Origin of the sequence: Cognatundibacterium rugosum, from assembly GCF_014284365.1 — a bacterium.
GTDB classification, from domain to species: domain Bacteria; phylum Pseudomonadota; class Gammaproteobacteria; order Burkholderiales; family Burkholderiaceae_D; genus Undibacterium; species Undibacterium rugosum.
Map to the genome: position 1 here is coordinate 95655 of NZ_JACOGG010000008.1, position 26278 is coordinate 121932.

At 51.4% G+C, this 26278-nt stretch carries 21 protein-coding genes and 1 pseudogene; 19 read left to right on the forward strand and 3 right to left on the reverse strand.

Going from position 1 to position 26278, the window contains the following annotated elements:
* The first annotated feature begins 4 nt into the window (after positions 1–4).
* The 6 genes from H8K47_RS09335 (at position 5) to H8K47_RS09360 (ending at position 7789) form a co-directional block, all read left to right on the forward strand.
* Positions 5–2503: an ABC transporter permease gene (locus tag H8K47_RS09335; RefSeq protein ID WP_186881140.1), complete on the forward strand. Its 2499-nt coding sequence runs from the start codon at positions 5–7 to the stop codon at positions 2501–2503.
* A gap of 102 nt (positions 2504–2605) precedes the next feature.
* Entirely contained in the window at positions 2606–3001 is a 396-nt protein-coding gene (locus tag H8K47_RS09340) for a group II truncated hemoglobin (RefSeq protein WP_186881213.1), read from the forward strand.
* Between the two features lie 14 nt (positions 3002–3015).
* On the forward strand, positions 3016–4461 hold the full coding sequence (locus tag H8K47_RS09345) for a DNA recombination protein RmuC (RefSeq protein WP_186881214.1): 1446 nt from the start codon (positions 3016–3018) through the stop codon (positions 4459–4461).
* A gap of 213 nt (positions 4462–4674) precedes the next feature.
* Positions 4675–5727 carry a polymorphic toxin-type HINT domain-containing protein gene (locus tag H8K47_RS09350; RefSeq protein WP_186881141.1) on the forward strand — a complete coding sequence of 351 codons (1053 nt, stop codon included), beginning with the start codon at positions 4675–4677 and terminating at the stop codon, positions 5725–5727.
* Between the two features lie 147 nt (positions 5728–5874).
* Positions 5875–7043, forward strand: a protein-coding gene (locus tag H8K47_RS09355; RefSeq protein WP_186881142.1) for an IS3 family transposase whose coding sequence is annotated in 2 segments (ribosomal slippage) — positions 5875–6136 and positions 6136–7043 — 1170 coding nt in all. Because the reading frame shifts where the segments join, the coding sequence is not laid out codon by codon here.
* Positions 7044–7303: 260 nt separating this feature from the next.
* Positions 7304–7789 (forward strand): hypothetical protein, encoded by a 486-nt coding sequence (locus H8K47_RS09360; RefSeq protein ID WP_186881143.1) that lies wholly within the window; start codon positions 7304–7306, stop codon positions 7787–7789.
* Positions 7790–8162: 373 nt separating this feature from the next.
* On the opposite strand, the gene H8K47_RS09365 is transcribed toward H8K47_RS09360, so the two are convergent.
* From H8K47_RS09365 to map, 3 genes and pseudogenes are all read right to left on the reverse strand, one after another.
* Complete coding sequence (locus H8K47_RS09365; RefSeq protein ID WP_186881144.1) at positions 8163–8909, reverse strand: pseudouridine synthase; 747 nt, start codon at positions 8907–8909, stop codon at positions 8163–8165.
* Between the two features lie 146 nt (positions 8910–9055).
* Complete coding sequence (locus H8K47_RS09370; RefSeq protein WP_186881145.1) at positions 9056–11608, reverse strand: [protein-PII] uridylyltransferase; 2553 nt, start codon at positions 11606–11608, stop codon at positions 9056–9058.
* Between the two features lie 10 nt (positions 11609–11618).
* Positions 11619–12482: pseudogene (gene map, locus H8K47_RS09375) on the reverse strand (type I methionyl aminopeptidase); the annotation flags it as partial.
* A gap of 248 nt (positions 12483–12730) precedes the next feature.
* Between map and rpsB the strand changes: the two are divergent.
* From rpsB to lpxB, 13 genes are all read left to right on the forward strand, one after another.
* Complete coding sequence (rpsB, locus tag H8K47_RS09380) at positions 12731–13477, forward strand: 30S ribosomal protein S2 (RefSeq protein WP_162018440.1); 747 nt, start codon at positions 12731–12733, stop codon at positions 13475–13477.
* Between the two features lie 132 nt (positions 13478–13609).
* Positions 13610–14491, forward strand: a complete 882-nt coding sequence (gene tsf, locus H8K47_RS09385; RefSeq protein WP_162018441.1) for a translation elongation factor Ts — start codon at positions 13610–13612, stop codon at positions 14489–14491.
* A gap of 173 nt (positions 14492–14664) precedes the next feature.
* Positions 14665–15381 (forward strand): UMP kinase, encoded by a 717-nt coding sequence (pyrH, locus tag H8K47_RS09390; RefSeq protein ID WP_162018442.1) that lies wholly within the window; start codon positions 14665–14667, stop codon positions 15379–15381.
* A 73-nt stretch (positions 15382–15454) separates the two neighbouring features.
* Entirely contained in the window at positions 15455–16015 is a 561-nt protein-coding gene (gene frr, locus H8K47_RS09395) for a ribosome recycling factor (RefSeq protein ID WP_186881146.1), read from the forward strand.
* A 192-nt stretch (positions 16016–16207) separates the two neighbouring features.
* Entirely contained in the window at positions 16208–17038 is an 831-nt protein-coding gene (locus tag H8K47_RS09400) for a phosphatidate cytidylyltransferase (RefSeq protein WP_186881147.1), read from the forward strand.
* 21 nt (positions 17039–17059) lie between these two features.
* A complete protein-coding gene (ispC, locus tag H8K47_RS09405) occupies positions 17060–18241 on the forward strand; it encodes a 1-deoxy-D-xylulose-5-phosphate reductoisomerase (protein WP_186881148.1) in 1182 nt (393 codons plus the stop codon).
* Positions 18241–19626, forward strand: a complete 1386-nt coding sequence (rseP, locus tag H8K47_RS09410; protein WP_186881149.1) for an RIP metalloprotease RseP — start codon at positions 18241–18243, stop codon at positions 19624–19626. The genes ispC and rseP overlap by 1 nt, the downstream gene beginning before the upstream one ends.
* 134 nt (positions 19627–19760) lie before the next feature.
* A complete protein-coding gene (gene bamA / locus H8K47_RS09415) occupies positions 19761–22112 on the forward strand; it encodes an outer membrane protein assembly factor BamA (RefSeq protein WP_186881150.1) in 2352 nt (783 codons plus the stop codon).
* 45 nt (positions 22113–22157) lie between these two features.
* A complete protein-coding gene (locus tag H8K47_RS09420) occupies positions 22158–22688 on the forward strand; it encodes an OmpH/Skp family outer membrane protein (RefSeq protein WP_186881151.1) in 531 nt (176 codons plus the stop codon).
* A gap of 2 nt (positions 22689–22690) precedes the next feature.
* On the forward strand, positions 22691–23749 hold the full coding sequence (gene lpxD / locus H8K47_RS09425) for a UDP-3-O-(3-hydroxymyristoyl)glucosamine N-acyltransferase (RefSeq protein ID WP_186881152.1): 1059 nt from the start codon (positions 22691–22693) through the stop codon (positions 23747–23749).
* The gene (gene fabZ / locus H8K47_RS09430) at positions 23746–24207 is read left to right on the forward strand and encodes a 3-hydroxyacyl-ACP dehydratase FabZ (RefSeq protein ID WP_162018449.1); all 462 of its coding nucleotides are present in this window, start codon (positions 23746–23748) and stop codon (positions 24205–24207) included. The genes lpxD and fabZ overlap by 4 nt, the downstream gene beginning before the upstream one ends.
* A complete protein-coding gene (gene lpxA / locus H8K47_RS09435) occupies positions 24207–24995 on the forward strand; it encodes an acyl-ACP--UDP-N-acetylglucosamine O-acyltransferase (protein WP_186881153.1) in 789 nt (262 codons plus the stop codon). Before fabZ ends, lpxA begins: the two co-directional genes overlap by 1 nt.
* Complete coding sequence (gene lpxB, locus H8K47_RS09440) at positions 24967–26160, forward strand: lipid-A-disaccharide synthase (protein WP_408057888.1); 1194 nt, start codon at positions 24967–24969, stop codon at positions 26158–26160. The genes lpxA and lpxB overlap by 29 nt, the downstream gene beginning before the upstream one ends.
* Positions 26161–26278: the final 118 nt, after the last annotated feature.

Sequence of the window (26278 nt, forward strand, 5' to 3'; positions counted from 1 at the left end):
AGGTATGTGGTTGATCTCCTGGCGTATGACTTTACGTGACTGGCGCGCGGGCGAATTGCGCTTCTTGCTGGTGGCATTGATGATCGCAGTGGGCGCGCTGAGTGCAGTCGGTTTCTTCACCGATCGCATGCGTAATGGTCTGGCCAGAGACGCGCATCAGTTGCTGGGCGCGGATTTATTGGTCAGCGCCGATCAGCCTGTCCCCGCCAGCTGGAAGGCGGAAGCCAGCCAGCAAGGCTTGCAGCTGGCTGAAACTGTGGTGTTTCCAAGTATGGCGATCAGCGGTCAGGGTGATCAGCTCGCGACGCGTCTGGTGTCGCTCAAAGCAGTCAGCGCTGGCTATCCCTTGCGTGGGCAGATGAAGCTGCTTCAGGGCGAGCGTGAAGTCGCGACCAGCACCATACCGGCCGCCGGGACCGTGTGGATAGATCCTGCCGTGCAGGCCGCGTTGCATGTGCAGCCCGGATCCTTGCTGCGACTGGGGGATAAGGAATTCAGCGTCGCGAATCTGATCGGCGATGAACCTGACCGTGGTGCCGGTTTCATGAATTTTGCGCCGCGCGTGATGATCGCCTTGCCTGATCTGGCGGCTACCGGCCTGATTCAGGATGGCTCACGCGTGACCTATCGTCTGCTGCTGGCGGGCGACAAATCTGCGATACAGGCTTTTCAGCAAACTTTAAAAAACCGCATAGAACAGCAGGCACTCAAAGGCATACGGCTGGAGTCGCTGGATAGCGGACGCCCGGAAATGCGCGCGACCCTGGATCGTGCTGAACAGTTTTTGTCGCTGGTCAGCCTCTTGTCCGCCATGCTGGCGGCGGTGGCAATTGCAATGGCAGCACGCCGCTTTATGTTGCGTCATTTGGATGCCTGCGCCATGCTGCGTTGCCTGGGGCTGACCCAGACTCAGGTGAGCTGGCTGTATCTGATCGAGTTTTTGTTGGTCGGCATCGCCGGAAGTCTGGCCGGTATTTTGCTCGGCTTCCTGAGTCATTATGTATTGCTGGAATGGCTGGGTGCACTGGTCGCGAAAAATCTGCCAGCAGCAAGCCTGCTGCCAGCCGTGCAGGGCGTTGCGACCGGGCTGGTATTGTTGCTGGGCTTTGCTTTGCCGCCGGTACTGCAATTGCGGAATATCCCGCATAACCGCGTGATACGGCGTGATCAGGATGCGCCGCAGCCTGTGACCTGGTTCAGTTATCTGTGTGGTCTGGCTATGTTTGTCGGTTTATTGCTGTGGCAGACCGGCGATCTCAAGCTGGGTTTGCTGACCAGCGCCGGTTATGCGATTGGTCTGGCGCTGTTTGCGCTGATTGCCTGGGGCAGCGTGAGTGCATTAAAGCCTGCACGTAATCTGTTTAGCTCGGCTTCCTGGCGCTTTGCCGTGAGTGCCTTGCAGCGCCGACCGGGCGCCAGCGTCATCCAGGTGGTGGCACTGGCATTGGGCCTGATGGCCTTGTTATTGCTGACCGTGATACGCTCCGATCTGGTCTCCGCCTGGAAAAAATCCACACCGGCTGACGCACCGAATCAATTCGTAATCAATATCCAGCCTGATCAGCGCGCGGAGGTTGCGGCAATGCTGCAGCCTTACTCGGCACCGCGTTTTTATCCCATGATACGTGGCCGCTTAGTCGCGATTAACCAGCAACCAGTCACAGCTGAAACGTTTGAGCAGGATCAGGCCAAACGCCTGGTGGACAGGGAGTTTAATTTGTCGACCATGGATGATCTGCCAGAACTCAATAAGATCACGGCGGGTCAGTGGTTTGATGCATCCAAAGCGAATGTCGCAGAAGCCTCGGTTGAAGAAGGTATAGCCAAAACCCTGCGCCTGAAACTGGGTGATCAGCTGAGCTTTGATGTGGCAGGTCAGCAAACGACTGTGACCGTGACCAGTCTGCGCAAGCTGGACTGGGGTTCGATGCGGGTCAACTTTTTTGTCATCATCAATCCGTCCGCCATGCAGGATATGCCGCAAACCTGGATTACTGCTTTCCATTTGCCACCATCCGATCAGGGCCTGATACAGAAGATGACGGCGCAATTTCCGAATCTGACAATTGTCGATGTGGGCGCCATGATACGGCAGTTGCAGGCTGTGATGGATCAGGTAGTGACGGCCGTGGAATTCCTGTTTGCCTTCACCTTGTTAGCGGGCGTGCTGGTTTTGTATGCCGCCTTGGCCGGTACGCAGGATATGCGTATGCGCGAAGCTGCATTACTGCGTGCTTTGGGGGCGACGCGCCAGCAATTGTCACGTGCGCAGTGGATAGAGTTTTTACTGATCGGTAGTCTGGCTGGCGTGTTGGCGGCGGCAGGTGCAACGGCGATAGGCTGGACGCTGGCCACCTATAGTTTTCAGTTTGAGTGGCAATTCTCGCCCTGGGTCTGGCTGGCCGGTGCTGTCTTAGGTGCGGGCTGTGCTGTGACCGGCGGCTGGCTGGGCTTACGCCATGTACTCAGGCAGGCACCCATCATCAGCTTGCGTGAATCCTGAACAGCATCGCAAAGAATCTACCTTTAAAAAATAGCAGGAAAGTCAAAAAGAAGTATGACAACAAAAGAAAGCAGTCATCAGCAAGATGACCGGCAAGATGATATGCAAGAAGAACAGGCCGTCAGCCTGTATCAACGCATAGGCGGCGCTGAGCCGCTGCGGCAAATGGTCGACCGCTTTTATGACCTGATGGAGCTGGAGCCTGAATTTGCAGGCATACGCGCCATGCATCCGACGCCGACCGATAGTTCGCGCGACAAATTATTTTGGTTCTTATCGGGCTGGATGGGTGGCCCGGATTTGTATATCAGTCAGTTTGGTCATCCGCGTCTGCGTGCGCGCCATTTGCCATTCGCGATCGGCGTCAGTGAACGTGATCAGTGGCTGCGTTGTATGGCCTGGGCGATGCAGGACGTAGGCATCGCTGAAGAGTTGCAACTGCACTTGATGAATTCCTTCTTTCAGACCGCCGACTGGATGCGGAATACACCCGGATAAGGCTTATGACAACAATGGTTTGGATGGATTGGGCGCTCTTACTTGGCTTGGCAGGTGTGCTGGGCTTGCTGATTCTGCTCTTGCTCAGACAAGGTAAGGCCGGTAGTGCAACGCTGGGCACGGAGCTGCAAGCCTTGCAGGCTTATTTGCAGCAGGCGCAGTTACAGCAGTTGCAAAGTCAGGAAAGAACAGAGCGCTCGCTGCGTGAGCAATTGCAGTCCACTGCGCTGGCAGGACGCCAGGAAATGGGCAGTAATCTGGCGCGGCTGCAACAGGCTTTGGTGCAGCAACTGGCGCAGGGTGCGGGTCTGCAAAAAGGGCAGCTGGATAGCTTTGCCCAACAGCTGGAACAATTGCGCCAGACCCTGCTGCTGCAAAGCCAGTGCGGGCGCGAAGAGCAGACCGCCAGCCTGAAACAGATGGCCGATACTTTATCGCAGCGCATAGACCAACTGACCGAATCAAATGCGCAGCGCATGCAGGAAATCCGCAGCACACTGGAACAAAAGATTCAGCAACTACAGGCTGAAAACAGCGGCAAGCTCGAAGAGATGCGCAAAACCGTGGATGAAAAACTGCATGCCACGCTGGAGCAAAGGCTGGGTGAGTCGTTTAAGCTGGTTTCTGATCGTCTGGAAAAAGTGCATCAGGGCTTGGGCGAAATGCAGCAACTGGCAATCGGTGTGGGTGATTTGAAACGTGTGCTGACCAATGTCAAAACCCGTGGTACCTGGGGCGAAGTGCAGCTGGAAATGGTGCTGGAACAGATGCTGACGCCTGATCAGTATGCGAAGAATGTAGAAACCGTGCCGGGTACAGGCGAGCGGGTTGAATTTGCGGTCAAGCTGCCCGGCAAAGAAGAAGGCAGGGCGCCGGTATGGATGCCCATCGATGCCAAATTCCCCAAAGAGCAATACGAGCGTCTGTTAGATGCCGCCGAACGTGCCGATGCAGAAGGCGTGGCGCTGGCTGGAAAAGAGCTGGAGCGCAGCATACGCAGTGAAGCTAAGACCATTGCTGAGAAATACGTATCTCCACCTTTGACGACCGATTTCGCCATCCTGTTTTTACCGACCGAGGGCTTGTATGCCGAAGTCATGCGCCGACCCGGACTGGCCGATGATTTGCAACGCAGTTTCCGCGTTTCCGTGGCCGGGCCATCGACTTTATCTGCGTTGCTGAACAGCCTGCAGATGGGCTTCCGCACGCTGATACTGGAAAAACGTTCTTCCGAAGTGTGGCAAGTGCTGGGCGCTGTCAAAACGGAATTCGGTAAATTCGGTGAAGTGCTGGCAGCGACGAAGTCCACGCTGGAACGCGCCGCCAAAAATATCGACCAGGCCGAAGTCAGAACCCGTCAGATGACCCGCAAGCTCAAGCAAGTCGAGCAAATGCCTGAACTGCAGGCACAAATGCTGATCGACAGTGCGAGTGGGCCCGGTGAGGATGGCAGCGAATAAATCTCGGGGCAGGTGGCTTGCCAACACCCGCACAGGTAAGGCGCATCGCGATGCGCCGCATGGGCTTACTTCAATTAATGGCCGATGAGTATCGCGTATATGTTTTGCGAAGTGTTTTTAGAAAATGAAACAACCGATAGGAATGTAACGTATTTAGTTCTCAGTATATTCGACGATTAAGCAGGTCTGGAAACCCGTCCATACGAAAGCAACGTGTCAACAATTACAGGCGAAACAGAAGTCAGAATCAAGGGGAAACTTATTTTTACTACGCCAAAAGCAAAGACCAAAACCATCATCGATGCTACCAAATGGTATCGGGAGGAATTTTCAAAATTGGCAGGCGCGATTGATAAAGACCTGCCAATTGATTTGCAGATTAAAGAATTCCAGCAACTGGAAGAAGAGCTCATGCAGGGATGTTCTGCTTCACTCCTCGACTATGATCTCACATCAATTCTGCGTGAAGCGTTTGCTCTTCCATCTGTGGATAAATTGAAGAAAGAAATTGGTGGGGCGGGCGAGAAGCAACTTAAACTGGTGCTAGAGAAGCTGCAGAAACTTAGTACCGATAGAAAATGGTTTGAACCCGGCGCCTGTTTTGCTGCAGGTACGTTGGTGCATACCAAAGAAGGCTTGGTACCCATTGAGCAAATCAAGATCGGTGATTGGGTTTTATCGAAACCAGAGAACGGTGGAGAACAGGCCTACAAACGTGTGTTGAAAACGTTTGCGTATGAGCCGACCACGGTGATGGAGGTTTGTGGTGAAGTTCCAATCAGACCGAACGCATTTGAGCGAATTGTATCGACACTAAACCATCCATTTTGGGTGGTCGGGCAAGGATGGACTGCAGCCAATAACTTGCCAAAAGGACGTTTTACTGATGGAGAACAGTTTGAATTGTTCGATGGTACATATACAAAAATTGGAGGATGTGGTTCGATTTATGCTGCCGATTCTGATGGCGCTGGTTGGACTCCTTCCTATATGGGCGACCTCACGCGGCCAGGGCTTTTAATTGATTATAAGAATAATAAATTAATTGCTTCGGAAGCGATGGCAATTGAGCGTATTCAGGCTCTCGAAGCAGATCATCCTTTGTATTCTCAACTTGCAATTGAAGAGGCTGAAAGAAGCGAGACGAACTATCCTTACTTGAAGCTGCCAGTTTATAACTTGGAAGTGGAGGATTTTCACACCTACTACGTGGGGAAAATTGGAATTTGGGTCCATAACACCAATTGCGGTTTTTTTAAGCTTTGAAGTTCAAGGAGGTGAAGTTTTGTCAGAAGCAATGACTTCAAATCCGCATTTGTCTCGTAAGCAATTGATTGCCTATTTGAAGGAAACTGAGGTACCCTGACCTTATCGGACACTCCTGTTTGGTAAACTTCACCAAAGGGAGAATTTATGAAACGAATAAAAACATACACACCGGAGCTTCGTGAAGAAGCCGTGAAGCTGGTCTTGACGCAGGGTCTGACGCTCGAAGACGCGGCAGCGCGCATTGCCATTCCGAAAGGAACCTTGGCCAATTGGGTAAGCACCGCCAAGCGCGGGACGACGCCCTGCGCAGCACCAGGAAGTCGCACTGTCCCCGAACTGGAAGCGGAGAACGCGAAGCTGCGCAGAGAGCTCGCGGAAGCCCGCGTGGAGCGAGATATCGTAAAATAAGCGGCGGCGTACTTTGCGCGGGAGTCGCTGCCAAGTACGCGGTCATGAAGACGATGCGACTCCACTATCCGATTGCCGTTATGTGCCGCGTCTTTGGTGTCTCGCGCAGCGGCTACTACGCTTGGGCGAAAGGCACATTGTCGCCGCGTGCGCAGGCAGATGAGCGCCTTAAGGTGGCCATTAAGGCGGTTCACACGCAGAGCCGCGAGACCTACGGGCCACTGCGTATGCAGCCAGAGCTTGCGGAACAAGGCTTTGAGGCTGGCCGCGACCGCATTGCACGCCTGCGTCGCGAATTGGATTTGCGCTGCAAGCAGAAGCGCAAATTCAAGGCCACGACGAACTCGAATCATGACCTGCCTGTGGCCGACAATCTGCTCAAGCAGAAATTCGTCCCAACCCGGCCGAATGAAGCCTGGGTGACGGATATCACGTACATTCAGACCGGTGAGGGATGGCTCTACCTAGCCGGCGTGAAGGACGTGTTCACCTGCGAAATCGTGGGCTATGCGATGGGTGATCGCATGACACAGGCCCTGACGGCGCAGGCACTTTGGCGCGCCGCGACCAATAAGCGGCCAGCACCAGGATTGATTCATCACTCAGATCGGGGTAGCCAATATTGCGCTCATGACTATCGTAAGCTGGTAGAACAATTCGGCATGCAAGCCTCCATGTCGCGCAAAGGGAATTGCTATGACAACGCCCCGATGGAGAGCTTCTGGGGTAGCTTGAAAAACGAACTGGTGCATCACCAGCGCTACGCTACGCGAGCCGACGCGCAGTCAGCAATTCAAGAATACATAGAGAGCTTTTATAACCGCCAGCGGCGTCACTCCCGCCTTGGCAATATTCCGCCAGCGTTGTTCGCTGAATTCTTCAGCAAACAGCCGCAGGCGGCTTGAAACAAGAGTGTCCGTTATTGACAGTACACCTCAAACCTTCCCGAATCAAGCTGCGTTAAGGCTGTAAGGCGGAACGAATTGTAGAGCGGGTAGGGTGCATCGCGATGCGCCGCATGGAATCGTTACCGTCATCAAGACTGATCAAAACACCGGCTGCCTAATCGTAAGGATAAACCACACTTCAATCAATGGCTGAGAAATATCGCGTATATTTTTTGTGATGTGTTTTTTGAAGATGAATTAATTGATAGGAGTGTAAAATGTCTGATTTTCAGCATATTCGACGTCATCTCGTTGGTCTGTTGCTACTTATAGGAATGTTGATGCCTGTCCAAAGCGTTGACGCTAAACCTGTATACAGGAAAACCATTTTTAAAGGGATCGAGTTCAACGAATTGCTAACGACAATCATTGAAGAATATCGTAAGCTTGGTTTTGAGTTTAAGAGTAGTAAGAAAACAGAAATTCTATCCGGCTTTCGTTTGGAAATGGATTTTGTTTATTTGCCAAAAATAACAAAGGATGACAAGGGCGGTACCATTGGTACGATCGTAATTGAAAAACAAACTCGAGAAACTGAAGATGAATATTATGTCTTACTATACGGTATTTCGTTTAATGATTCAATTATTATATCGGATGATGCCGATGTGATTCGTCATGCCAAAGCTATTAGCGATCACGAACTTGGTTTATCCAATGTAAAAATCAGACTTAAGAAATATTTAGTCCCAGATAGGTGGTAGGTGCAGCAGGCAGAATCCTGTTAGAGATTGAGACCCAGGGTGACGATGTACAACTGAACGTCGAAGGCGCGACGGTACTTGGTCAAAAGATCGTGAGGTGGAGCGAATTGTAGAGCGGGTAGGGCACATCGCGATGCGCCGCATGGAGTCGTTTTCGTCATCAAGACAGATCAAAACGTCGGCTGCCCAATGGTGAGAATAAACGCTTGCTTCTGCCAAGCGATGCGAGGTCCAGCAGGAATAATCTGCGACCCGATTGAAGAAGCCGCACCGAATGGATCGCACTGATTGAAAGTCAAATGCGGCGCATCACGATGCGCCCTACACAGCTTAAACACATCAGCTTAAACACATGAACGTGTTGGACGGCTGATCAGAAAACCTCATCTTCGCGCAGATAGCGCCATTGGCCTTCCGGTAATTTACCGAGTTTGACTTTACCGATGCGTACCCGTTTCAGACCCAGTACACGCAGACCGACCATTTCGCACATGCGGCGAATCTGGCGTTTTTTGCCTTCTTTCAGGATGAAATTGAGCTGGTCTTCATTTTGCCAGCTGACTTTGGCGGGTAACAGCTTTTTACCGTCCAGCGACAAGCCATGGTTCAGGCGTTTCAGGTCTTCGGCTGGCAGGCGACCCGGTTTGCTGTACTGTACGCGTACCAGGTATTCTTTTTCCACGACCGTGGTTTCACCGATCAGGTGCTTGGCGATACGGCCGTCCTGCGTCAATACCAGTAAGCCCACGGAGTCGATATCCAGCCGACCGGCAGGCACGAGGCTGCGTAGCTGGGTAGGGTGGAACATGGTGTCGACCGTGTCTTCGCTCCAGCGATTTTCTGGCTTGATCAGCCCGACTGCAGGCGTGTAGCCATCTTCCGCCTGACCACTGACATAGCCTACCGGCTTATTGATTAAGATGGTGACGCGCTTGGATTGCTCGGCGGCGGCCTGGCGTTCTACGCTGACTTTTTGATGCGGTAGCACTTTACTGCCGAGTTCGGACACGATTTTGCCATCGACCCGGACCCAGCCCTTGGCGATCCATTCGTCGGCTTCGCGGCGTGAACAAAGTCCGAGCTCGGACATGCGTTTTGATAATCTGATTAAGTCTGTCATGTGTTGCTTATAGTGGCTGGTAGTTACTTATATTTGTTTGAGTTAGCTTGTCGTGGCTTGGTTTAGCTCAGCTTGGCTAATTGAGTTGCTGATATTCGTCAGGTTCGCATTGTAACGGAGTGCCGCGCAGATCTGGCTGAAAAGCCTCAGATACGCAGCGCATCCAGTAATTCCGCCTCAAACTGGATCTGGGTTTTTGCGCCTTGTAAGGCCGCTCCATCAACGATGAATACGTCTTCCACCCGTTCGCCCAGAGTCATGATCTTAGCGGTATGCAGATTGATTTTGTACTTGGTGAGTACATTCGCAATCGCGTACAACAGACCATTTCTGTCATTCGCCGATATCGATAGCAGGTAATACTGTCCCTTATCATCAGGGCGTAAATCCACGCTGGGCGTGATTGGGAAGCTGCGCGACATTCTCGATAAGCGTCCGCGGTTCGGCGCTGACAGCGGTGTCTGAAGGGTCAGGATTTCACTGAGTTCATGCTCGATCAGATTAATGATGTCGCGGTATTGATTGGCAAAGCTGGGTTCGATGACCAGGAAGGTATCGAGCGCATAGCCATTGCTGCAGGTATGAATTTTGGCATCCAGAATGCCGAAATTTTTGCCATCAAAATAATTGCAGATGCGCGCAAACAGATCCGCCTGATCCTTGACATAGACCGTGACCTGTAAGCCTTCGCCTATCGGTGACAGTCTGCATTTGACGACGGGATGGCTGGCATGGGTTTTATCATGCAGTACCCGGGTTTGCCAGGCGATGTCTGAGGCGTCATGGCGCAGGAAATAGGCGACATCGAGTTGCTTCCAGAATTCTTCGTGTGCGTTCGGTGCAATGCCAGCCAAACGCAAGGCTTTGAGCGCATCTTCCTGGCGGTTTTTGAGTTCGCGGTCTTTAGATGGCATTTCGCCACCCAATACGCGCAAGGTCATTTTGTATAAATCTTCCAGCAGCTTGCCTTTCCAGGCATTCCACACTTTCGGGCTGGTGCCACGGATATCGCAGACCGTCAGCAGATACAGTGCGGTCAAATGGCGCTCATCCTTGACCAGGCTGGCGAAGTGCTGCACCACGTCGGGATCGGATAAATCCTGTTTTTGCGCGACCTGAGACATAGTCAGATGATTTTGCACCAGGAAGACCACCAGCTCGGTATTGGCGCGCGTTAAACCATGGTCGTAACAGAACTTCTTGGCATCGGCCATGCCCAGCACGGAGTGATCGCCGCCGCGTCCCTTGGCAATATCATGGAACAGGGCGGCGATGTAGAGCACCCAGGGTTCATTGAAGTTCGCCATTAACTGGCTGCAGAACGGGTATTCATGCGCATGTTCTGGCATAGTGAAGCGGCGCAGATTGCGTACCACCATCAGGATGTGCTGGTCCACCGTATAGGCATGGAATAAGTCATGCTGCATCTGGCCTATGATGCGGCGGAAGTTGGGCAGGTAACGGCCCAATATGCTCATCTGATTCATGCGGCGCAGCGCATGGGTGATGCCACGCGGCGATTGCAGGATCTGTAAAAACAGCGCACGGTTGAAAATATTGTGGCGGAATTCGGCATCCATCAGCAAACGCGCATGCCACAACGCACGCAGGGTGCGCGCAGTCATGCCCTTGAGTTCGCTGTGCTGAGCCAGTACCAAAAACACTTCGAGCACCGCAGAAGGATGCGACTCAAAAGTGTCGTCCTCTGCGATATCGATGAAGCCATTGACTTCGTTAAAGCGCGCATGGATAGGCCGCGCCGTGCTGTCTTGCGGGAACAACACGGCTTCTATGTTTTGCAGCAAAATCTGATTGAGTTGCGTGACTGCCTTGGCCGCCCAGTAGTAACGCTGCATCAGGTATTCGCTGGCGCGGCGTGATTCGGTGGTTTTAAAGCCAAAGCTTTCCGCAATTGGCGCCTGTATATCGAAAATCAGGCGATCTTCGCGCCGTTTGGCGTGCAAGTGCAGACGTATGCGTATGTCTTTGAAGGCGCGTTCATTCCGTTTTAGCTGACGTGCTTCGGTGTCGGTAATCAGGCCGCGCTTAGCCAGTTCATGCCAGGAATTACCCAGATTGGCGGCTTTTGCTACCCAGAGTATGACTTGCAAATCGCGCAGGCCGCCCGGGCTTTCCTTGCAGTTCGGCTCCAGGCTGTAAGGTGTGTCTTCGTATTTTACGTGGCGCTGCTGCAGTTCCAGCAGTTTGGCCTGAAAAAACTTTTGCGGCTGCATCGCCGCCAGATAATCCTGCTGTAAGGCGCGGAATAATTTGCGGCTGCCGGTCACCAGTCTGGCTTCCAGCAGGCTGGTTTGCACGGTGATATCGGCGGCTGACTCTTGCAGGCATTCTTCGACGGTACGTATGCTATGTCCTATATCCAGGCCTATGTCCCACAGCAATTGCACCAGGTTTTCCAGTTTCTCTTTGAGTGCACTGTCAGGCTGGGTTTGCAGCAGTATCAGTACATCCACATCGGAGTAGGGGAATAGTTCGCCACGGCCATAGCCGCCGACGGCGATTAATGAGCACTCTTTGGGCAGGGCAAAATGACGCCAGATTTCAGTCAGGGTCTGGTCTACGTTTTTACACAGATCCTGTAGTAGCTGCTCTGCTTTTTCCTGTTCTTTAAAGCGCTGTATGACTTCCGCCTGCGCGCTTTTCAGTTTGTCCTTGAATGCCAGCATAGGGGTGCTCATTGTGCAGATCTCAGGCCAGTTTGATGAAATCCGGCAGCGCTGGATAGCCTTCAGACATAGTCAGTACTTCAAAGCCGGTTTCGGTGACCAGTATGGTGTGTTCCCATTGTGCTGACAGGCTGCGGTCCTTGGTTTTGATGGTCCAGCCGTCTGGCATCGCCTTGATTTCTTTTTTGCCCGCATTGATCATCGGTTCTATCGTGAAGATCATGCCAGCTTCCAGTTTTTCCATGGTGCCAGGTTTGCCATAGTGCATCACTTGTGGCGCTTCATGGAAAACCTTGCCTATGCCGTGGCCGCAGAATTCACGGACTACGCTGTAGCCGGCTTTCTCTGCGTGCTGTTGTATCGCATGGCCGATATCGCCCAGATGGACGCCAGGTTTGACCTTGGCGATGCCTATCCACAGGCATTCATACGTGATTTGCGACAGGCGGCGCGCCAGGATGGAGGGTTCGCCAATGAAAAACATACGGCTGGTGTCGCCGTGGTAGCCATCTTTAATGACGGTGATGTCAAGATTGACCACGTCGCCGTTTTTGAGTGCCTTGGCATTCGGGATGCCGTGGCAAATCACATCATTGACTGAGGTGCAGATTGCTTTTGGGTAGGGTGTGTAGCCGGGCGGGCAGTAATTCAGGGGTGCCGGGATGGTGCCTTGCACGTTGACCATGTATTCATGACAAAGACGGTCTAATTCTTCAGTGGTAACGCCGGGTTTGACGAAAGGCGTGATGTAATCCAGCACTTCGGAGGCTAATTTGCCTGCAATGCGCATGCCTGCGATGTCTTCAGCGGATTTAATAGAAATGGAGTCCATACGGATTTTTGTTATTTTGAAAAAGTGTTGGAATTGCTGCGCTCTGGAAATAGGATTAAAACATTCCTCAGAGAAAGCCTTGGGGCTTCATTATAGACGAGCTGCGCCTCTGTCGTCCTGTTTGAGATGATGGGATGCTTGAGGAAAGCAATGTTTTCATAGTAGAATAGATGGTTAGCTTGTATTGGCATTAAAAAATCTTTGCAAGTTAATCATTTTTTATTAATCGAATCCGGTCTGAAAGGGTGTTCGGGTATGACCTGGATCACTGACTGGATTCAAGACCTAACCCTGGAGTTATTATGTCCGTAACAATGCGTGAAATGCTGGAAGCTGGTGTGCACTTTGGTCACCAAACCCGTTTTTGGAACCCAAAAATGGCACCGTTCATTTTCGGCCATCGCAACAAGATTCATATCGTCAACCTGGAAAAGACTCTGTCTATGTACCAGGAAGCGATGAAGTACATCCGTCAATTGTCCGCTAACCGCGGCACAATTCTGCTGGTTGGTACTAAGCGTCAATCGCGTGAAATCATCGCGGCTGAAGCGCAGCGCGCAGGTATGCCTTTCGTTGACCAACGTTGGTTGGGTGGTATGTTGACAAACTTCAAAACTGTCAAAACCTCCATCAAGCGTTTGAAAGAAATGGAAGTAGCTATCGAAGACGGCTCCGTAGAAAAGCTGTCTAAAAAAGAAGCTCTGATGTTCCAGCGTGAAATGATCAAGCTGCAAAAATCTATCGGCGGTATCAAAGATATGGGCGGCATCCCTGACGCAATTTTCGTGGTTGACGTTGGTTACCACAAAGGCGCGATCACTGAAGCAGCTAAACTGGGTATCCCGGTTATCGGCGTGGTTGATACTAACCACTCCCCAGAAGGCGTAACTTATGTTATCCCTGGTAACGATGACTCTTCCAAAGCAATCGCTCTGTACGCTCGTGGCGTTGCAGATGCAATCCTGGAAGGCCGTGCAAACGCAGTGAACGAAGTTCTGGAAGCTGTTAAGCCAGGTTCTGACGAGTTCGTAGAAGTAGAACAAGCGTAATTTTGTTCAGCTGAATCACCCTGATCTGTTGCGGCAGATCAGGGAAAAAATGGGGCAACGATCGTTCGCCCTTTTTTTTAAACTAAATTTGATGATCAGTGTCCGTTGGCACTAATGAATTAGGAGAATGACATGGCAGCGATTACAGCAGCGATGGTTGGCGCACTGCGCGCAAAGACTGATGCCCCTATGATGGAATGCAAAAAAGCATTGACAGAGGCTGATGGTGATATGGACCGTGCGGAAGAGATTCTGCGTGTAAAACTGGGTAGCAAAGCTTCTAAAGCGTCTTCCCGTATTACTGCAGAAGGCGTAGTTGCTTCCTATATCTCTGGTAATGTTGGCGCGTTGATCGAAATCAACTGCGAAACCGACTTCGTGACTAAGAACGATGACTTCATCGCTCTGGCAAACACTTGCGTTAAGCTGGTTGCTGAACACAATCCTGCAGACGTTGCAGCATTGGGCGCATTGCCACTCGACGGCAAAACAGTGGAAGAAGTACGTGCAGCACTGGTTGGTAAAATCGGTGAAAACATGTCTATCCGCCGTTTCGTACGTTTCGAAACTCAGTCCAAACTGACTTCTTACCTGCACGGCACACGTATCGGTGTTGTAGTTGAGTTTGACGCAGCAGAAGAACAAATCGGTAAAGACGTAGCGATGCACATCGCTGCGATGAAACCAGTTTCCCTGTCTACAGAACAGGTTCCTGCAGAACTGATCGAAAAAGAGCGTTCAGTTGCAGAACAAAAAGCAGCAGAATCCGGCAAGCCAGCGGATATCGCAGCGAAAATGGTTGAAGGTTCTGTGCAGAAGTTCCTGAAAGAAGTTTCTCTGTTGAACCAGCCTTTCGTTAAAAACGACAAGCAAACCGTTGAACAGATGCTCAAAGCATCCGGCGCATCTGTCAAAGCATTCACCATGTTTGTTGTTGGTGAAGGCATTGAAAAGAAAGTCGACGATTTCGCAGCTGAAGTTGCAGCGCAGGTTGCAGCAGCAAAACAAGCGTAATCTGGCATTAAAGAAAACGGGCCGAAAGGCCCGTTTTTTTAAGCTCAGCAATTACGCGCTCAAACAGGCTAATTTGCCTTGTACATCTTGATGGCTCAGCTTGTACCTGGTGTTCAAAGCAAATCAGCAAGTTTATTTTTGTTTTTATTTTTAATTTCTGAAGGAGTCCTATCATGACAAAACCTGCGTATAAGCGTGTGCTCTTGAAGCTCTCCGGCGAAGCCCTGATGGGCGATGATCCATTTGGCATCAATCGTGCAACGATAGAGCGTATGGTGGCAGACGTTGCCGAAGTTTCACGCATGGGCGTGGAGCTGGCGATTGTTATTGGTGGTGGTAATATTTTCCGTGGCGTGGCGCCTGGTGCGCAAGGCATGGATCGTGCAACAGCCGATTACATGGGTATGCTGGCAACTGTCATGAATTCTCTGGCATTGGCTGATGCAATGCGCCAGGTGGGTCTGACTGCCCGTGTGATGTCCGCGATTGGTATCGAGCAGGTCGTAGAGCCTTATGTGCGTCCTAAGGCACTGCAATATTTGGAAGAAGGTAAAGTCGTCGTGTTCGCGGCCGGTACCGGCAATCCTTTCTTCACCACAGATACTGCGGCAGCGCTGCGTGGCTCTGAAATCGGTGCAGAAATCGTGTTGAAAGCGACTAAGGTTGACGGAGTTTACACGGCTGATCCGAAAAAAGATCCGAATGCGACCCGTTTTTCCACTATCTCGTTTGATGAGGCAATCTCCCGTCACCTGCAGGTAATGGATGCGACTGCATTTGCATTGTGCCGCGACCAGAAGCTGCCGATCAAAGTGTTTTCTATCGTCAAACCAGGTGCATTAAAGAATGTCATTCTGGGTGCAGACGAAGGCACATTAGTACACGTATAATTCTGGCTTTTGCATTAATCAATTTCCTGTGCGGGATGCCAAATGATTCCCGCACTGATGTTTGGAGGTAAGTATGTCCGTAGCAGATATTAAAAAAAATACCGATCAAAGGATGCAGAAGTCGATAGAGACTCTCAAAGCTGATCTGGCTAAAGTGCGCACTGGCCGTGCTCATACCGGTATTCTCGATCACGTCATGGTGGACTATTATGGTTCTCCGACCAATATTTCTCAGGTTGCCAATGTGACGCTGATTGATGCGCGCACGATCGGTGTGCAGCCTTGGGAAAAGAAAATGCTGAGCACAATTGAAAAGGCGATTCGTGATTCCGATCTGGGTCTGAATCCATCCAGCCAGGGTGACATGATTCGTGTACCTACACCGCCGCTGACTGAAGAGCGCCGTAAAGAAATGGTCAAGCTGGTCAAGACCGAAGGTGAGGGCGCGAAAATTGCGGTTCGTAATATCCGTCGCGATGCCAATGAATCCCTGAAAAAAATGCTCAAGGATAAAGAGTGCTCTGAAGACGATGAGCGCCGCGCACAGGATGATATCCAGAAGCTGACAGATAAATTTGTTGCTGAAGTGGACAAGCTGTTGGCAGAAAAAGAAAAAGAAGTGTTGACGGTATAAATTTGATTCTGCATGATAGATCATCTTTTATCTTTGTCAGAATAAACCGGATCCGTGACGGATTGGCCTGTTTTTTTCAGCCTGCTCTGAAAATCACTGGCCATTCCGTCACGTTTCTTTTTGTGCGTTCACATTCAATCATGCAGCATTCTGCCACCGTTGATGGTATTGATGCTTGCGGTATAGCTCATCATGTTAAAAACCCGGATTATCACTGCACTGGTCTTGTTGGCCATCCTGATTCCCACCTTATTTTCAGGTAACTTTCTGTTATTTTCAGTAGTGATCTCTGCATTTTTTGCGGCGGCGATCTGGGAGTGTCAGCGCCTGTTCAAGAAGCCGCTACCGATACCTATGAGCGTGGTCTGGACGGCTTTTTTTGCTTATGTGCTGTTCCATCTGCGTGATTTTTCCACCGTATTGTTGTTTGCGTTGTGTGTCGCATTCTGGGTGCTGCGTTTGCTGCCTTTATTGTACAAAGGCCTCCCTAAGGATTTTGGCTATTCGAATGGCATACTGAGTACGCTGTACGGCATCGTCGTGTTCGGCTGCTTTGTCGCCATCGCGGTGTTATATCAGCGTTCTGCTCTATTTTTGTTATCGGTGATGGCGATCGTATGGATTGCTGATATCGGCGCCTATTTTGCAGGTAAGGCTTTTGGTAAGCGAAAACTCGCGCCTGGCATTTCGCCGGGTAAGTCCTGGGAAGGAGCGCTGGGCGGTGCGGTTGCGGTGCTTGGGTTGACTGCAGCATCGACTTTGCTGCCTGCATTGCAGGATACCTTTGCTGCGCAGTTAATGCAGGCGAAAGGCGCATTGATTTTTGTCGCTGTGATGTTGTTGATTTCTGCCGCCAGCGTCGTGGGGGACTTGTTTGAGTCTATGCTCAAGCGTCGTGCCGGCATGAAAGATAGCAGCCAGCTCTTGCCTGGTCATGGCGGTGTACTGGATCGCGTCGATGCGTTGATTCCTGTACTGCCTCTGGTTGCGCTGATTTGCGCTTATCTGAATATTATTCACTGATTTCGTTTTATTTTGCTTGTTATGGCTACTACTCAAAAAATTTGCGTACTGGGTTCTACCGGTTCCATCGGTGTCTCAACGCTGGATGTCGTCGCACGCCATCCGGAACGCTATGCCGTTCATGCGCTGACCGCACATAGCCAGGTCGATAAACTGCTGGAGCAATGCCGGGTATTTCAGCCGGCGCTGGCTATCGTGGGTACAGCGGCGGCGGCGGATGCCTTGCATCAGGGTTTGGCCGCAGCGGGTCTGACTGGCATACAGGTCGAATTTGGCCCGGACGCCTTATGCCGTGCGGCTTCTGCGACTGAAGTGGATATGGTCATGGCTGCTATTGTGGGTGCGGCTGGCTTGCCGGCATCGCTGGCAGCAGCACGCGCAGGGAAGAAGGTTTTACTCGCCAATAAAGAGGCACTGGTGATGTCTGGCCAGTTGTTTATGGACGCGATCGCGGAGTCTGGTGCCAGCCTGCTGCCTATCGACAGCGAGCATAATGCGATTTTTCAGTGCTTGCCGCGCCAGTATCAGGGCAATATGCAGCAACATGGTGTGCGTAAAATTGTATTGACCGCGTCCGGCGGTCCTTTCCTGCATCGTGCTGTCGAGACGCTGACTGACGTGACGCCGGAACAGGCAGTGGCGCATCCTAACTGGGTCATGGGGCGCAAGATCTCCGTCGATTCCGCGACCATGATGAATAAGGGTCTGGAGGTCATTGAGGCGCACTGGCTGTTTAATGCGCCGGCTGATGATATTGAGGTGGTGATCCATCCACAAAGTGTGATCCACTCCATGGTGTCGTATAACGATGGCTCAGTGTTGGCGCAAATGGGGAATCCGGATATGCGTACGCCGATTGCTTACGGTCTTGCTTATCCTGAGCGTATCGACTCTGGCGTAGCGCCGCTGGATTTGGTTCAGGTGGCGAAGCTGCATTTTGAAAAGGCGGATTTTCAACGTTTCCCTTGCCTGGCACTCGCGTATCAGGCCTTGCGTGCCGGTGGTTCTGCACCCACAGTGCTGAATGCGGCGAATGAAATTGCCGTGCAAGCTTTCCTCGATAAGAAAACCGGTTTCCGCGATATAGACCGTATCATCGCTAAAACCATGGATGCGATAGAAGTCACAGCCTGTCAGGATCTGGCGGCGATTCTTGAGGTGGATGCAAAGGCGCGTCGCTTTGCCGCTGGGTTGGTGAACTGATGATATTTTCTCAAAATGCGCTGGCATTTCTGATCACCATAGGCTGCCTGGTGACCTTCCATGAGCTGGGTCACTATCTGGCTGCGCGTTTGTGCGGTGTGAAGGTCTTACGGTTCTCGTTTGGCTTCGGACGCGTGCTGTTTTCGCGCCGTTTTGGCCCGGATCAGACCGAGTGGGCGATTTCCATGATACCGCTTGGCGGCTATGTGAGTATGCTCGACAGCAGTAATCCGGATGAGTCGCAGTCTGCGTTATCAGAGCAAGACAGTCAGCGCGATTATTCCCGCCAACCGGTCTGGAAGCGCATGATTATCGCAGCGGCGGGTCCGGCAGCGAATTTTGTGTTGGCACTATTGCTGTATTTTGCGCTGTTTGTTCATGGTACGCCTGAGCCACTGGCGCATCTGCGCATCGCGAATGCAGCTTCGGTGGCGGCGCAGTCCGGCTTGCGTCATACAGATCAGATACTGGCGATTAATGGCAAAGCTGTGCAAAGCTGGAATGACGTGCATTGGCTGGTTTTGCAGGCTGCGGTTGCGAAGCAAGATGCCAGTGTTGAGGTGCAGCGCACAGAGGCCGGAGCCAACCCAACGCGTGTTCGCGTGCATCTGCCTTTAGATACCTTGAAAGCAGACGATCTGGAGCAGGACTTTCTGGGTAAGTTAGGCATGGCGGTAGCCAGGCCACCTGCGATACTGACGCAGGTGCTTAAAGATGGGCCGGGGTTCGCGGCTGGCTTGCAAGAAGGGGATCGCATCCTGAGTGTGAATGGGCGGCCTCTGCTGGATGGCGTGGATTTTGTCGAGCGGGTTAATCAGAGCCCGGATCAGGCACTGCAACTGACGGTCCTGCGTGAACAGGCTGTACTGGAGTTGCGCGCTATACCAGTGGCTGATGAAGTGAATGGCCGTCGTATCGGGCGTTTGAAGGTGCAGCTGAATCTTGCGCCAGAAATGAAAGAAGTCAGTGTGCCTGTACTGGCAGCGATTCCTAAGAGCCTGGAAAAAACCTTCGATACTGCCTGGCTGAATTTAAAAATGATAGGCAAACTGCTCACCGGACAAGCTTCGCTGAGTAATGTGACGGGCCCGATCACGATCGCCGATTATGCGGGACAGACCGCACGTATCAGCATAGTGACCTATATTTCATTCCTGGCGGCGGTAAGTATCAGTCTGGGTGTGATGAATTTACTGCCGGTACCGATGCTGGACGGTGGTCATTTGTTGTATTATTCGCTGGAACTCGTCAGAGGTAAGCCTTTATCGGTGCGCGCAGTCGAAATTTCCAAGACGATTGGTATCGCCTTGCTGGGCGCCATGATGGCATTAGCTTTTTTTAATGATTTTCGGCGACTTGGTGGCATAATAGCCCGCCTGATATAAGTGATGTGTCCTGGATAGCAATATTGAGAGTATTGAGGGCTGATGTGACTGAAGCATTTGCTGGCTGAATTTCAGGTCAGAACGGATGAAATCGGTTTTACCAGAGTCCTAGTATTGAAAGAACTTTATACCCAATGAAATTACATATAGAGCATTTTACTTTGCCACATTTTCGCCGTCGTTCACTGGCTCTCGCAGCCTTAGCACTGTGCTCCGGTAGTGCATTCGCCATCCAGCCATTCACCGTCAAGGACATACGGGTTGAAGGCTTACAAAGAACAGAGGCGGGAACTGTTTTCAGTTATCTGCCAGTTAAAGTCGGTGATGTATTTGATGATGCCAAGAGTACCACGGCGATCAAGTCTTTATATGCAACCGGATTTTTCAAAGACATCCAGATCGAAGAGCAGGACGGTGTATTGGTTGTATTGCTGGAAGAGCGTCCAACCATTGCCGGTGTCGAGTTCACCGGTACCAAGGAATTTGAAAAAGACGCACTGGTAAAAGCGCTCAAGGATATCGGCATCGGCGAATCCCGGATTTTCGATAAAGCGACGGTGGACCGCGCTGAGCAGGAACTGAAACGCCAATACCTGTCCAAAGGCTTGTATGGCATGCAGATTACCACCACCATCACTCCGATAGAACGTAACCGTGTGCGTGTAACGTTTGCGGTGGATGAGGGTGAGATCGCACGTATTGCAGAAATTAAAATCACCGGCAATAAAGCATTTTCCGATGGCGAATTGCGCGATCTGATGGCTTTGAACACGCCTACCTGGTTCTCCTGGTACACCAAGGCGGATCAGTATTCCAAACAAAAACTGTCCGGCGATATCGAGACCCTGATTTCCTTTTATCAGAACCGTGGTTATCTGGAGATGCAGATTTTATCGACTCAGATTTCCATTAGTCCAGATAAAAAGAATATCTATATCGCGATTAATCTGACCGAAGGCGACAAATACACGGTCTCCGACGTGAAGCTCGAAGGCGATATGTTTGGCCGCGACGAAGAGCTGGCCTCGCTGATGCTGCTCAAAAAAGGCAATGTCTATAATGCGGCCCGTTTGACCGAAAGCACGAAGCGCATTTCTGAGCGCATGGGTAACTTTGGTTATGCCTTTGCGAACGTGAATGCGATTCCGCAGCTGGACAAAGAGAAAAAAGAAGTGGCGTTCAATGTCGCGGTCGATGCTGGCAAACGTGTCTATGTGCGCCGTATCAACCTGGCGGGCAATACCCGTACCCGAGATGAAGTCATACGCCGTGAATTCCGTCAGTTTGAAAGCAGCTGGTACGACGGTGCCAAGATCAAGGCGTCACGTGACCGCGTTGAACGTCTTGGCTATTTCGACGACGTAAAGCTGGAAACGCCGGAAGTTGCGACCAGTGCCGATCAGGTGGATATCAATCTGAGTATCAAAGAAAAGCCGACCGGTAATCTGATGTTTGGCGCTGGCTACTCCAGTGCTGAGCGCCTGACTTTGTCGGGCTCGGTCAGCCAGGCCAATGCCTTTGGCAGCGGTGATACGATAGGTCTGGAGATTAATACCAGCCGTCAGAACCGTACCATCGTTCTCGCGCATACTGACCCTTACTTTACCGATGACGGTATCAGTCGTAGCGTCGATGGCTTCCTGCGTACCACGAATCCTATTTTGGGTTCTTATTCTTACTATAAGATTCAGTCTATAGGTGGCAATCTGCGTTTCGGTGTGCCATTCTCTGAAGTCGACACTGTATTCTTTGGTATTGGTGTAGAGCGTACCAAGGTGCAGACCGATTTTACCAGTCCAAATTTGTATAAAACTTATGTAGCGAATTTTGGTAACGGTGGTAAAGACATCACGGACCAGGCAACGTATGGTATTGGTACCGCAACGACCAGCTCTTATCCGTTGACGGTAGCCTGGCAGCGCGATAGCCGTGACAGCGTGTTGACGCCGACTATCGGTCGCTATCAGCGCGCTAATCTGGAATTGGCTGCCTTAGGTAACTACCGTTATTATCGTGCGATTTATCAGGCGCAATATTTCCAGCCGATTTATCGTTCCGTGACGCTGGCACTGAACGGTGAATTCGATTTCGGTCACGGTTTGGGCGGTAATCCTTACCCGGTATTTAAAAACTTCTATGCTGGTGGTATTGGTTCTGTGCGTGGTTACGAGCCTTCCTCTTTAGGAACAAGAACGCCGCAGGGTGATTCTCAGGGTGGTGCTAAACGGGTCTTAGGTAATGTAGAATTACAGGTGCCATTCCCAGGCGCAGACAAGTCGCTGCGCTGGTTCACTTTCCTAGATGCCGGTCAGGTGTTTGATGAAGGTCAACGTATACGTTATAGCGACTTACGTTTAGGCGCAGGTATCGGTATAAGCTGGATATCGCCGGTAGGTCCTTTGAAACTGAGCTTCGGCCGCGCGCTGAATGCGAAGGAAGGCGATAAGAAACAGGCCTTCCAGTTCCAAATGGGTACTGGGTTCTGATTCTGTGGGCTATGTTTGCTTTATGTGTTTGCTGTGCTTCGTGTTATGGAGATTATTTTGAGTCAACTGATTACACCGTCCAAATTGTTCCAACGCTTGATGATTTGTGCGGCTTGCTTAGTGAGCGTCTCTCAAGTGCAGGCACAGGATTCTAAAGTCGCTATTTTTGATTCTCAGCGTGTGATTCGTGAATCTGCGCCTGCAAAAGCAGCAGAGATCAAGATAGAGCAGGAGTTTTCTAAACGCAGTAAAGATCTGCAGGATATGGCGAACAAATTCCGTATCCTGGCAGAGAAGTTTGATAAAGACGCGCCTGTACTCAGCGAGTCCGACCGTATCAAGCGTCAGCGCGAACTGGCTGATCTGGATCAGGATATTAAGCGCAAACAACGTGTCTTCAGCGAAGATCTGAATCAACGTAAAAATGAAGAAATTGCTGCCTTGCTTGAGCGTGCCTCCAAGATTGTGAAGCAGATCGCAGAAGCTGAAAAATACGATCTGGTGTTGCAGGATGCGGTCTACCACAATCCACGCATAGATATCACCGACAAGGTTCTTAAAGCACTCACTAAATAATCATGACCACCACAAGCATTCGGCTGGGAGAATTGGTCGATCGCTTCGGTGGTCAATTGATTGGTTCTCCTGAATTGACGGTGACGGGCATCGCTCCTTTGAGTGAAGCTGGTGCCAGTCAGATCACATTCCTCTCCAATTCAAAATTAAAGCATCAGGCGGCCAGCACGAAAGCGGCTGCGCTGATCGTGACTGAGGCTGACTACGCGCAGGTGCGCAGCAGCTATCAGGGCGCTTGCATCGTTTTTGCTAATCCTTACGTTTATTTTGCGCGCACAGCGCAGCTATTTGCTGAACTCAATAAAATCCCGGCTGTGACGGGGATACATCCGACGGCCTGGGTCAGCCCGGCGGCTATCGTCCATGAGACTGCCAGTATCGGTCCGCATGTGAGTATAGAAGCAGAAGCTGTGATCGGTGAGCACGCAGTGCTGAAAGCCGGCGTGGTGGTGGGTCGCGGTGTGGAAATCGGTGCGCATACCCTGATACATGCCAATGCAACGGTGTACGACTATTGCGTCATTGGCACGCACGGCATCATTCATTCGGGTGCAGTGATCGGTGCCGATGGTTTTGGTTTTGCCAATGAAAAAGGCAGCTGGATTAAGATACCGCAAACCGGCCGCGTGGTGATCGGTAACGATGTGGAAATCGGGGCCAATACCAGCATAGACCGTGGTGCACTGGCTGATACCATCATTGAAGATGGTGTCAAGCTGGACAATCAGATTCAAATTGGACATAACTGCCATATAGGAGCGCATACAGCGATGGCAGGATGTGTCGGCGTTGCCGGTAGTGCAAAAATCGGCAAACACTGTACATTTGGCGGTGCTGCGATGGTGCTTGGGCATCTGACCATCGTCGACAATGTACATATTTCGTCCGGTAGTATGGTTTCGCGCTCGATACTGGAGCCGGGACAATACACTGGTTTTTACCCTTTAGCGAAAAACGCAGACTGGGAGAAGAGTGCGGTCATCGTGCGCAATCTCCCGTCCATGCGTGAAAAAGTTCGCGAATTAGAAAAAACAATTAAAGTTTTAGCAGACAAATCATGAATTCTCTCGACATTAACCAGATCAAAGAATATTTACCTCACCGCTATCCGATGTTGTTAGTCGATCGCGTATTGGATTGGGAAAGCGGTAAGCGTATCACTGCGATTAAAAATGTCACGGCGAATGAAGAGTTTTTTAACGGACATTTCCCGAACAAACCTGTCATGCCTGGCGTGCTGATGATAGAAGCGATGGCGCAGACCGCTGCGATATTGTCCTTCCTGACCATGGGAAAAAAACCGGATGAAAAAACCCTGGTGTATTTCCTGGGTATTGATGGTGCACGTTTTAAACGCCCGGTTGAACCTGGTGACCAGTTAAAAATGGAAGTGGAAATCACGAAAGTGGCACGCGGTATCTGGAAATATCAAGCCCGCGCAACGGTAGACGGTCAGTTAGCGGTCGAGGGCGAACTGATGTGCACCATGCGCTCCACTGACGACTCAGCGGAGAAGTAATGGCTATTCATCCCACAGCACTGATTGATCCGAACGCCCAGCTCGACAGTACAGTAGAGGTGGGGCCGTATTCCATCATAGGTCCGCATGTCAAGATAGGTGCCAGAACCAAGATAGGCCCCCATGTGGTGATCGATGGGCATACCACCATAGGCAGTGATAACCACTTTCATGCTTATTCGTCGATTGGTGGTCCGCCTCAGGATAAAAAGTATGGGGGTGAAGTTACCTATCTGGAAATCGGCGACCGTAATCTGATCCGTGAATTTTGTACCTTCAACTGCGGTACCGTTCAGGATAAAGGGATTACCCGTATCGGCAGCGATAACTGGTTCCTGGCTTATGTGCATATTGCGCATGACTGCGTCGTCGGCAATCACACCATCTTTTCGAATAATGCTGCTTTGGCTGGTCATGTTCACGTAGGTGACTGGGTGATTATGAGCGGCTTTTCAGCAGTTCACCAGTTCTGTCAGATTGGTGCGCATGCTTTTGTCGGCATGAATACCAGCCTGACGCAGGACGTCCCGCCGTTTGTGCTGTTGTCTGGCAATCCGGCACAGGCACACGGTGTCAATCTGGAAGGCTTGAAACGCCGTGGCTACACACGCGAGCAATTGAATGCGATCCGCCATGCTTACAAGCTGATTTACAAATCCGGTTTGACGCTGGACGAAGCCAAGCAAAGTCTGGATGCCTATGCGGCTGAACTGAGTGCTGAGGCGCAGCTCCCTGTGCAGCAAATGCGCAGCTTCCTTGATGTGTCTACGCGCGGCATTGTGCGCTGAACAGGGTAGCCTAGTGACTCGCCCTATTATTTCTATGGTCGCCGGTGAGACGTCCGGCGACATGCTGGCGGCGCGCATGCTGTCCGGTTTGCGCCCCAGATTACCTGACTCGCTGATGCATGGCATAGGCGGGCCACGTATGGCGGAACATGGCTTTGTCAATGACTGGCCTATGGATAAGCTATCTGTGCGCGGTTTGTTTGAAGTGCTTGCGCATTACCGCGAAATCAGCGGCATTCGCAAGCAATTGAAACAACGCTTGCTGGATGAGCGCCCAGATGTATTTATCGGAGTGGATGCGCCTGACTTCAATCTGGATCTGGAAATTCAGCTCAAGCAAGCCGGTATCCCGACCATGCATTACATCAGCCCCTCCATCTGGGCCTGGCGTGCTGGGCGCATCAAAAAAATCGCTGAAGCGGTTTCCCACATGCTGGTGGTCTTCCCGTTCGAAGAGCAGATTTATCAGCAAGCCGGTATTCCGGTGACCTATGTCGGCCATCCGCTGGCGCAAGTCATCCCTATGGAAATAGACACTGCCGCTGCACGTGATGAACTGGGGTTGGATCCGCGCTTCAAAGTGGTCGCGATTTTACCGGGCAGCCGTATTTCAGAAATTAAATACAATACGGAAGCCTTCGTCCGCGCCGCTAAAATTCTGACCGACCGCGATCCGAATTTACAGATCGTGGTACCGATGGCGGGGAATAAGCAAAGAGCGTATTACATCAAGCTGGTGGTCGCCGCAGGTCTGGAAGGTGTGCCTGTCTTGCTGGTCGATGGACGTTCACACACCGTGATCGCTGCAGCAGATGCGGTGTTGGTGGCGTCAGGTACCGCCTCACTGGAAGTGGCTTTGTATAAAAAGCCTATGGTCATTGCTTATAAGATGATGGAAGCGTCCTGGCAAATTTTGCGTCATATGGGTTATCAACCCTGGATAGGCTTACCGAATATTCTGGAAAAAGAATTTGTGGTACCGGAATTCCTGCAATCGGCGGCAACACCGCAGGCGCTGGCAGAGGCAATCTGGCAGCAACTGAACGACGATGCCTTACAAGGCCGGCTCAGACAACGCTTTACGGATATGCATCACAGTCTGTTGCGCGACACCGCCAATCTCTCAGCACAGGCTGTGCTGGATGTGATTCAGGCACACAAATAGGCCTACAAATAGCCACACAAATTAGCCGCACAATTCAGTCTTCAAATGCCGCGCACCACGCGGCATTTTTTTGGACTGACGCCAAACAGCTACAGCGCCATCTTGCGCCTTAACGTAC

What these genes read in the sequence shown, in the direction of transcription:
- H8K47_RS09345 (WP_186881214.1), top strand. Translation starts at nt 3,016, where the DNA reads ATGGTTTGGATGGATTGGGCGCTCTTACTTGGCTTGGCAGGTGTGCTG.
- lpxB (WP_408057888.1), top strand. Translation starts at nt 24,967, where the DNA reads ATGTGTCTACGCGCGGCATTGTGCGCTGAACAGGGTAGCCTAGTGACT.
- lpxA (WP_186881153.1), top strand. Translation starts at nt 24,207, where the DNA reads ATGGCTATTCATCCCACAGCACTGATTGATCCGAACGCCCAGCTCGAC.
- H8K47_RS09365 (WP_186881144.1), bottom strand. Translation starts at nt 8,909, where the DNA reads ATGACAGACTTAATCAGATTATCAAAACGCATGTCCGAGCTCGGACTT.
- frr (WP_186881146.1), top strand. Translation starts at nt 15,455, where the DNA reads ATGTCCGTAGCAGATATTAAAAAAAATACCGATCAAAGGATGCAGAAG.
- rpsB (WP_162018440.1), top strand. Translation starts at nt 12,731, where the DNA reads ATGTCCGTAACAATGCGTGAAATGCTGGAAGCTGGTGTGCACTTTGGT.
- H8K47_RS09370 (WP_186881145.1), bottom strand. Translation starts at nt 11,608, where the DNA reads ATGAGCACCCCTATGCTGGCATTCAAGGACAAACTGAAAAGCGCGCAG.
- ispC (WP_186881148.1), top strand. Translation starts at nt 17,060, where the DNA reads ATGGCTACTACTCAAAAAATTTGCGTACTGGGTTCTACCGGTTCCATC.
- fabZ (WP_162018449.1), top strand. Translation starts at nt 23,746, where the DNA reads ATGAATTCTCTCGACATTAACCAGATCAAAGAATATTTACCTCACCGC.
- pyrH (WP_162018442.1), top strand. Translation starts at nt 14,665, where the DNA reads ATGACAAAACCTGCGTATAAGCGTGTGCTCTTGAAGCTCTCCGGCGAA.
- tsf (WP_162018441.1), top strand. Translation starts at nt 13,610, where the DNA reads ATGGCAGCGATTACAGCAGCGATGGTTGGCGCACTGCGCGCAAAGACT.
- H8K47_RS09340 (WP_186881213.1), top strand. Translation starts at nt 2,606, where the DNA reads ATGCAAGAAGAACAGGCCGTCAGCCTGTATCAACGCATAGGCGGCGCT.
- lpxD (WP_186881152.1), top strand. Translation starts at nt 22,691, where the DNA reads ATGACCACCACAAGCATTCGGCTGGGAGAATTGGTCGATCGCTTCGGT.
- rseP (WP_186881149.1), top strand. Translation starts at nt 18,241, where the DNA reads ATGATATTTTCTCAAAATGCGCTGGCATTTCTGATCACCATAGGCTGC.
- bamA (WP_186881150.1), top strand. Translation starts at nt 19,761, where the DNA reads ATGAAATTACATATAGAGCATTTTACTTTGCCACATTTTCGCCGTCGT.
- H8K47_RS09420 (WP_186881151.1), top strand. Translation starts at nt 22,158, where the DNA reads ATGGAGATTATTTTGAGTCAACTGATTACACCGTCCAAATTGTTCCAA.
- H8K47_RS09400 (WP_186881147.1), top strand. Translation starts at nt 16,208, where the DNA reads ATGTTAAAAACCCGGATTATCACTGCACTGGTCTTGTTGGCCATCCTG.
- H8K47_RS09335 (WP_186881140.1), top strand. Translation starts at nt 5, where the DNA reads ATGTGGTTGATCTCCTGGCGTATGACTTTACGTGACTGGCGCGCGGGC.
- H8K47_RS09360 (WP_186881143.1), top strand. Translation starts at nt 7,304, where the DNA reads ATGTCTGATTTTCAGCATATTCGACGTCATCTCGTTGGTCTGTTGCTA.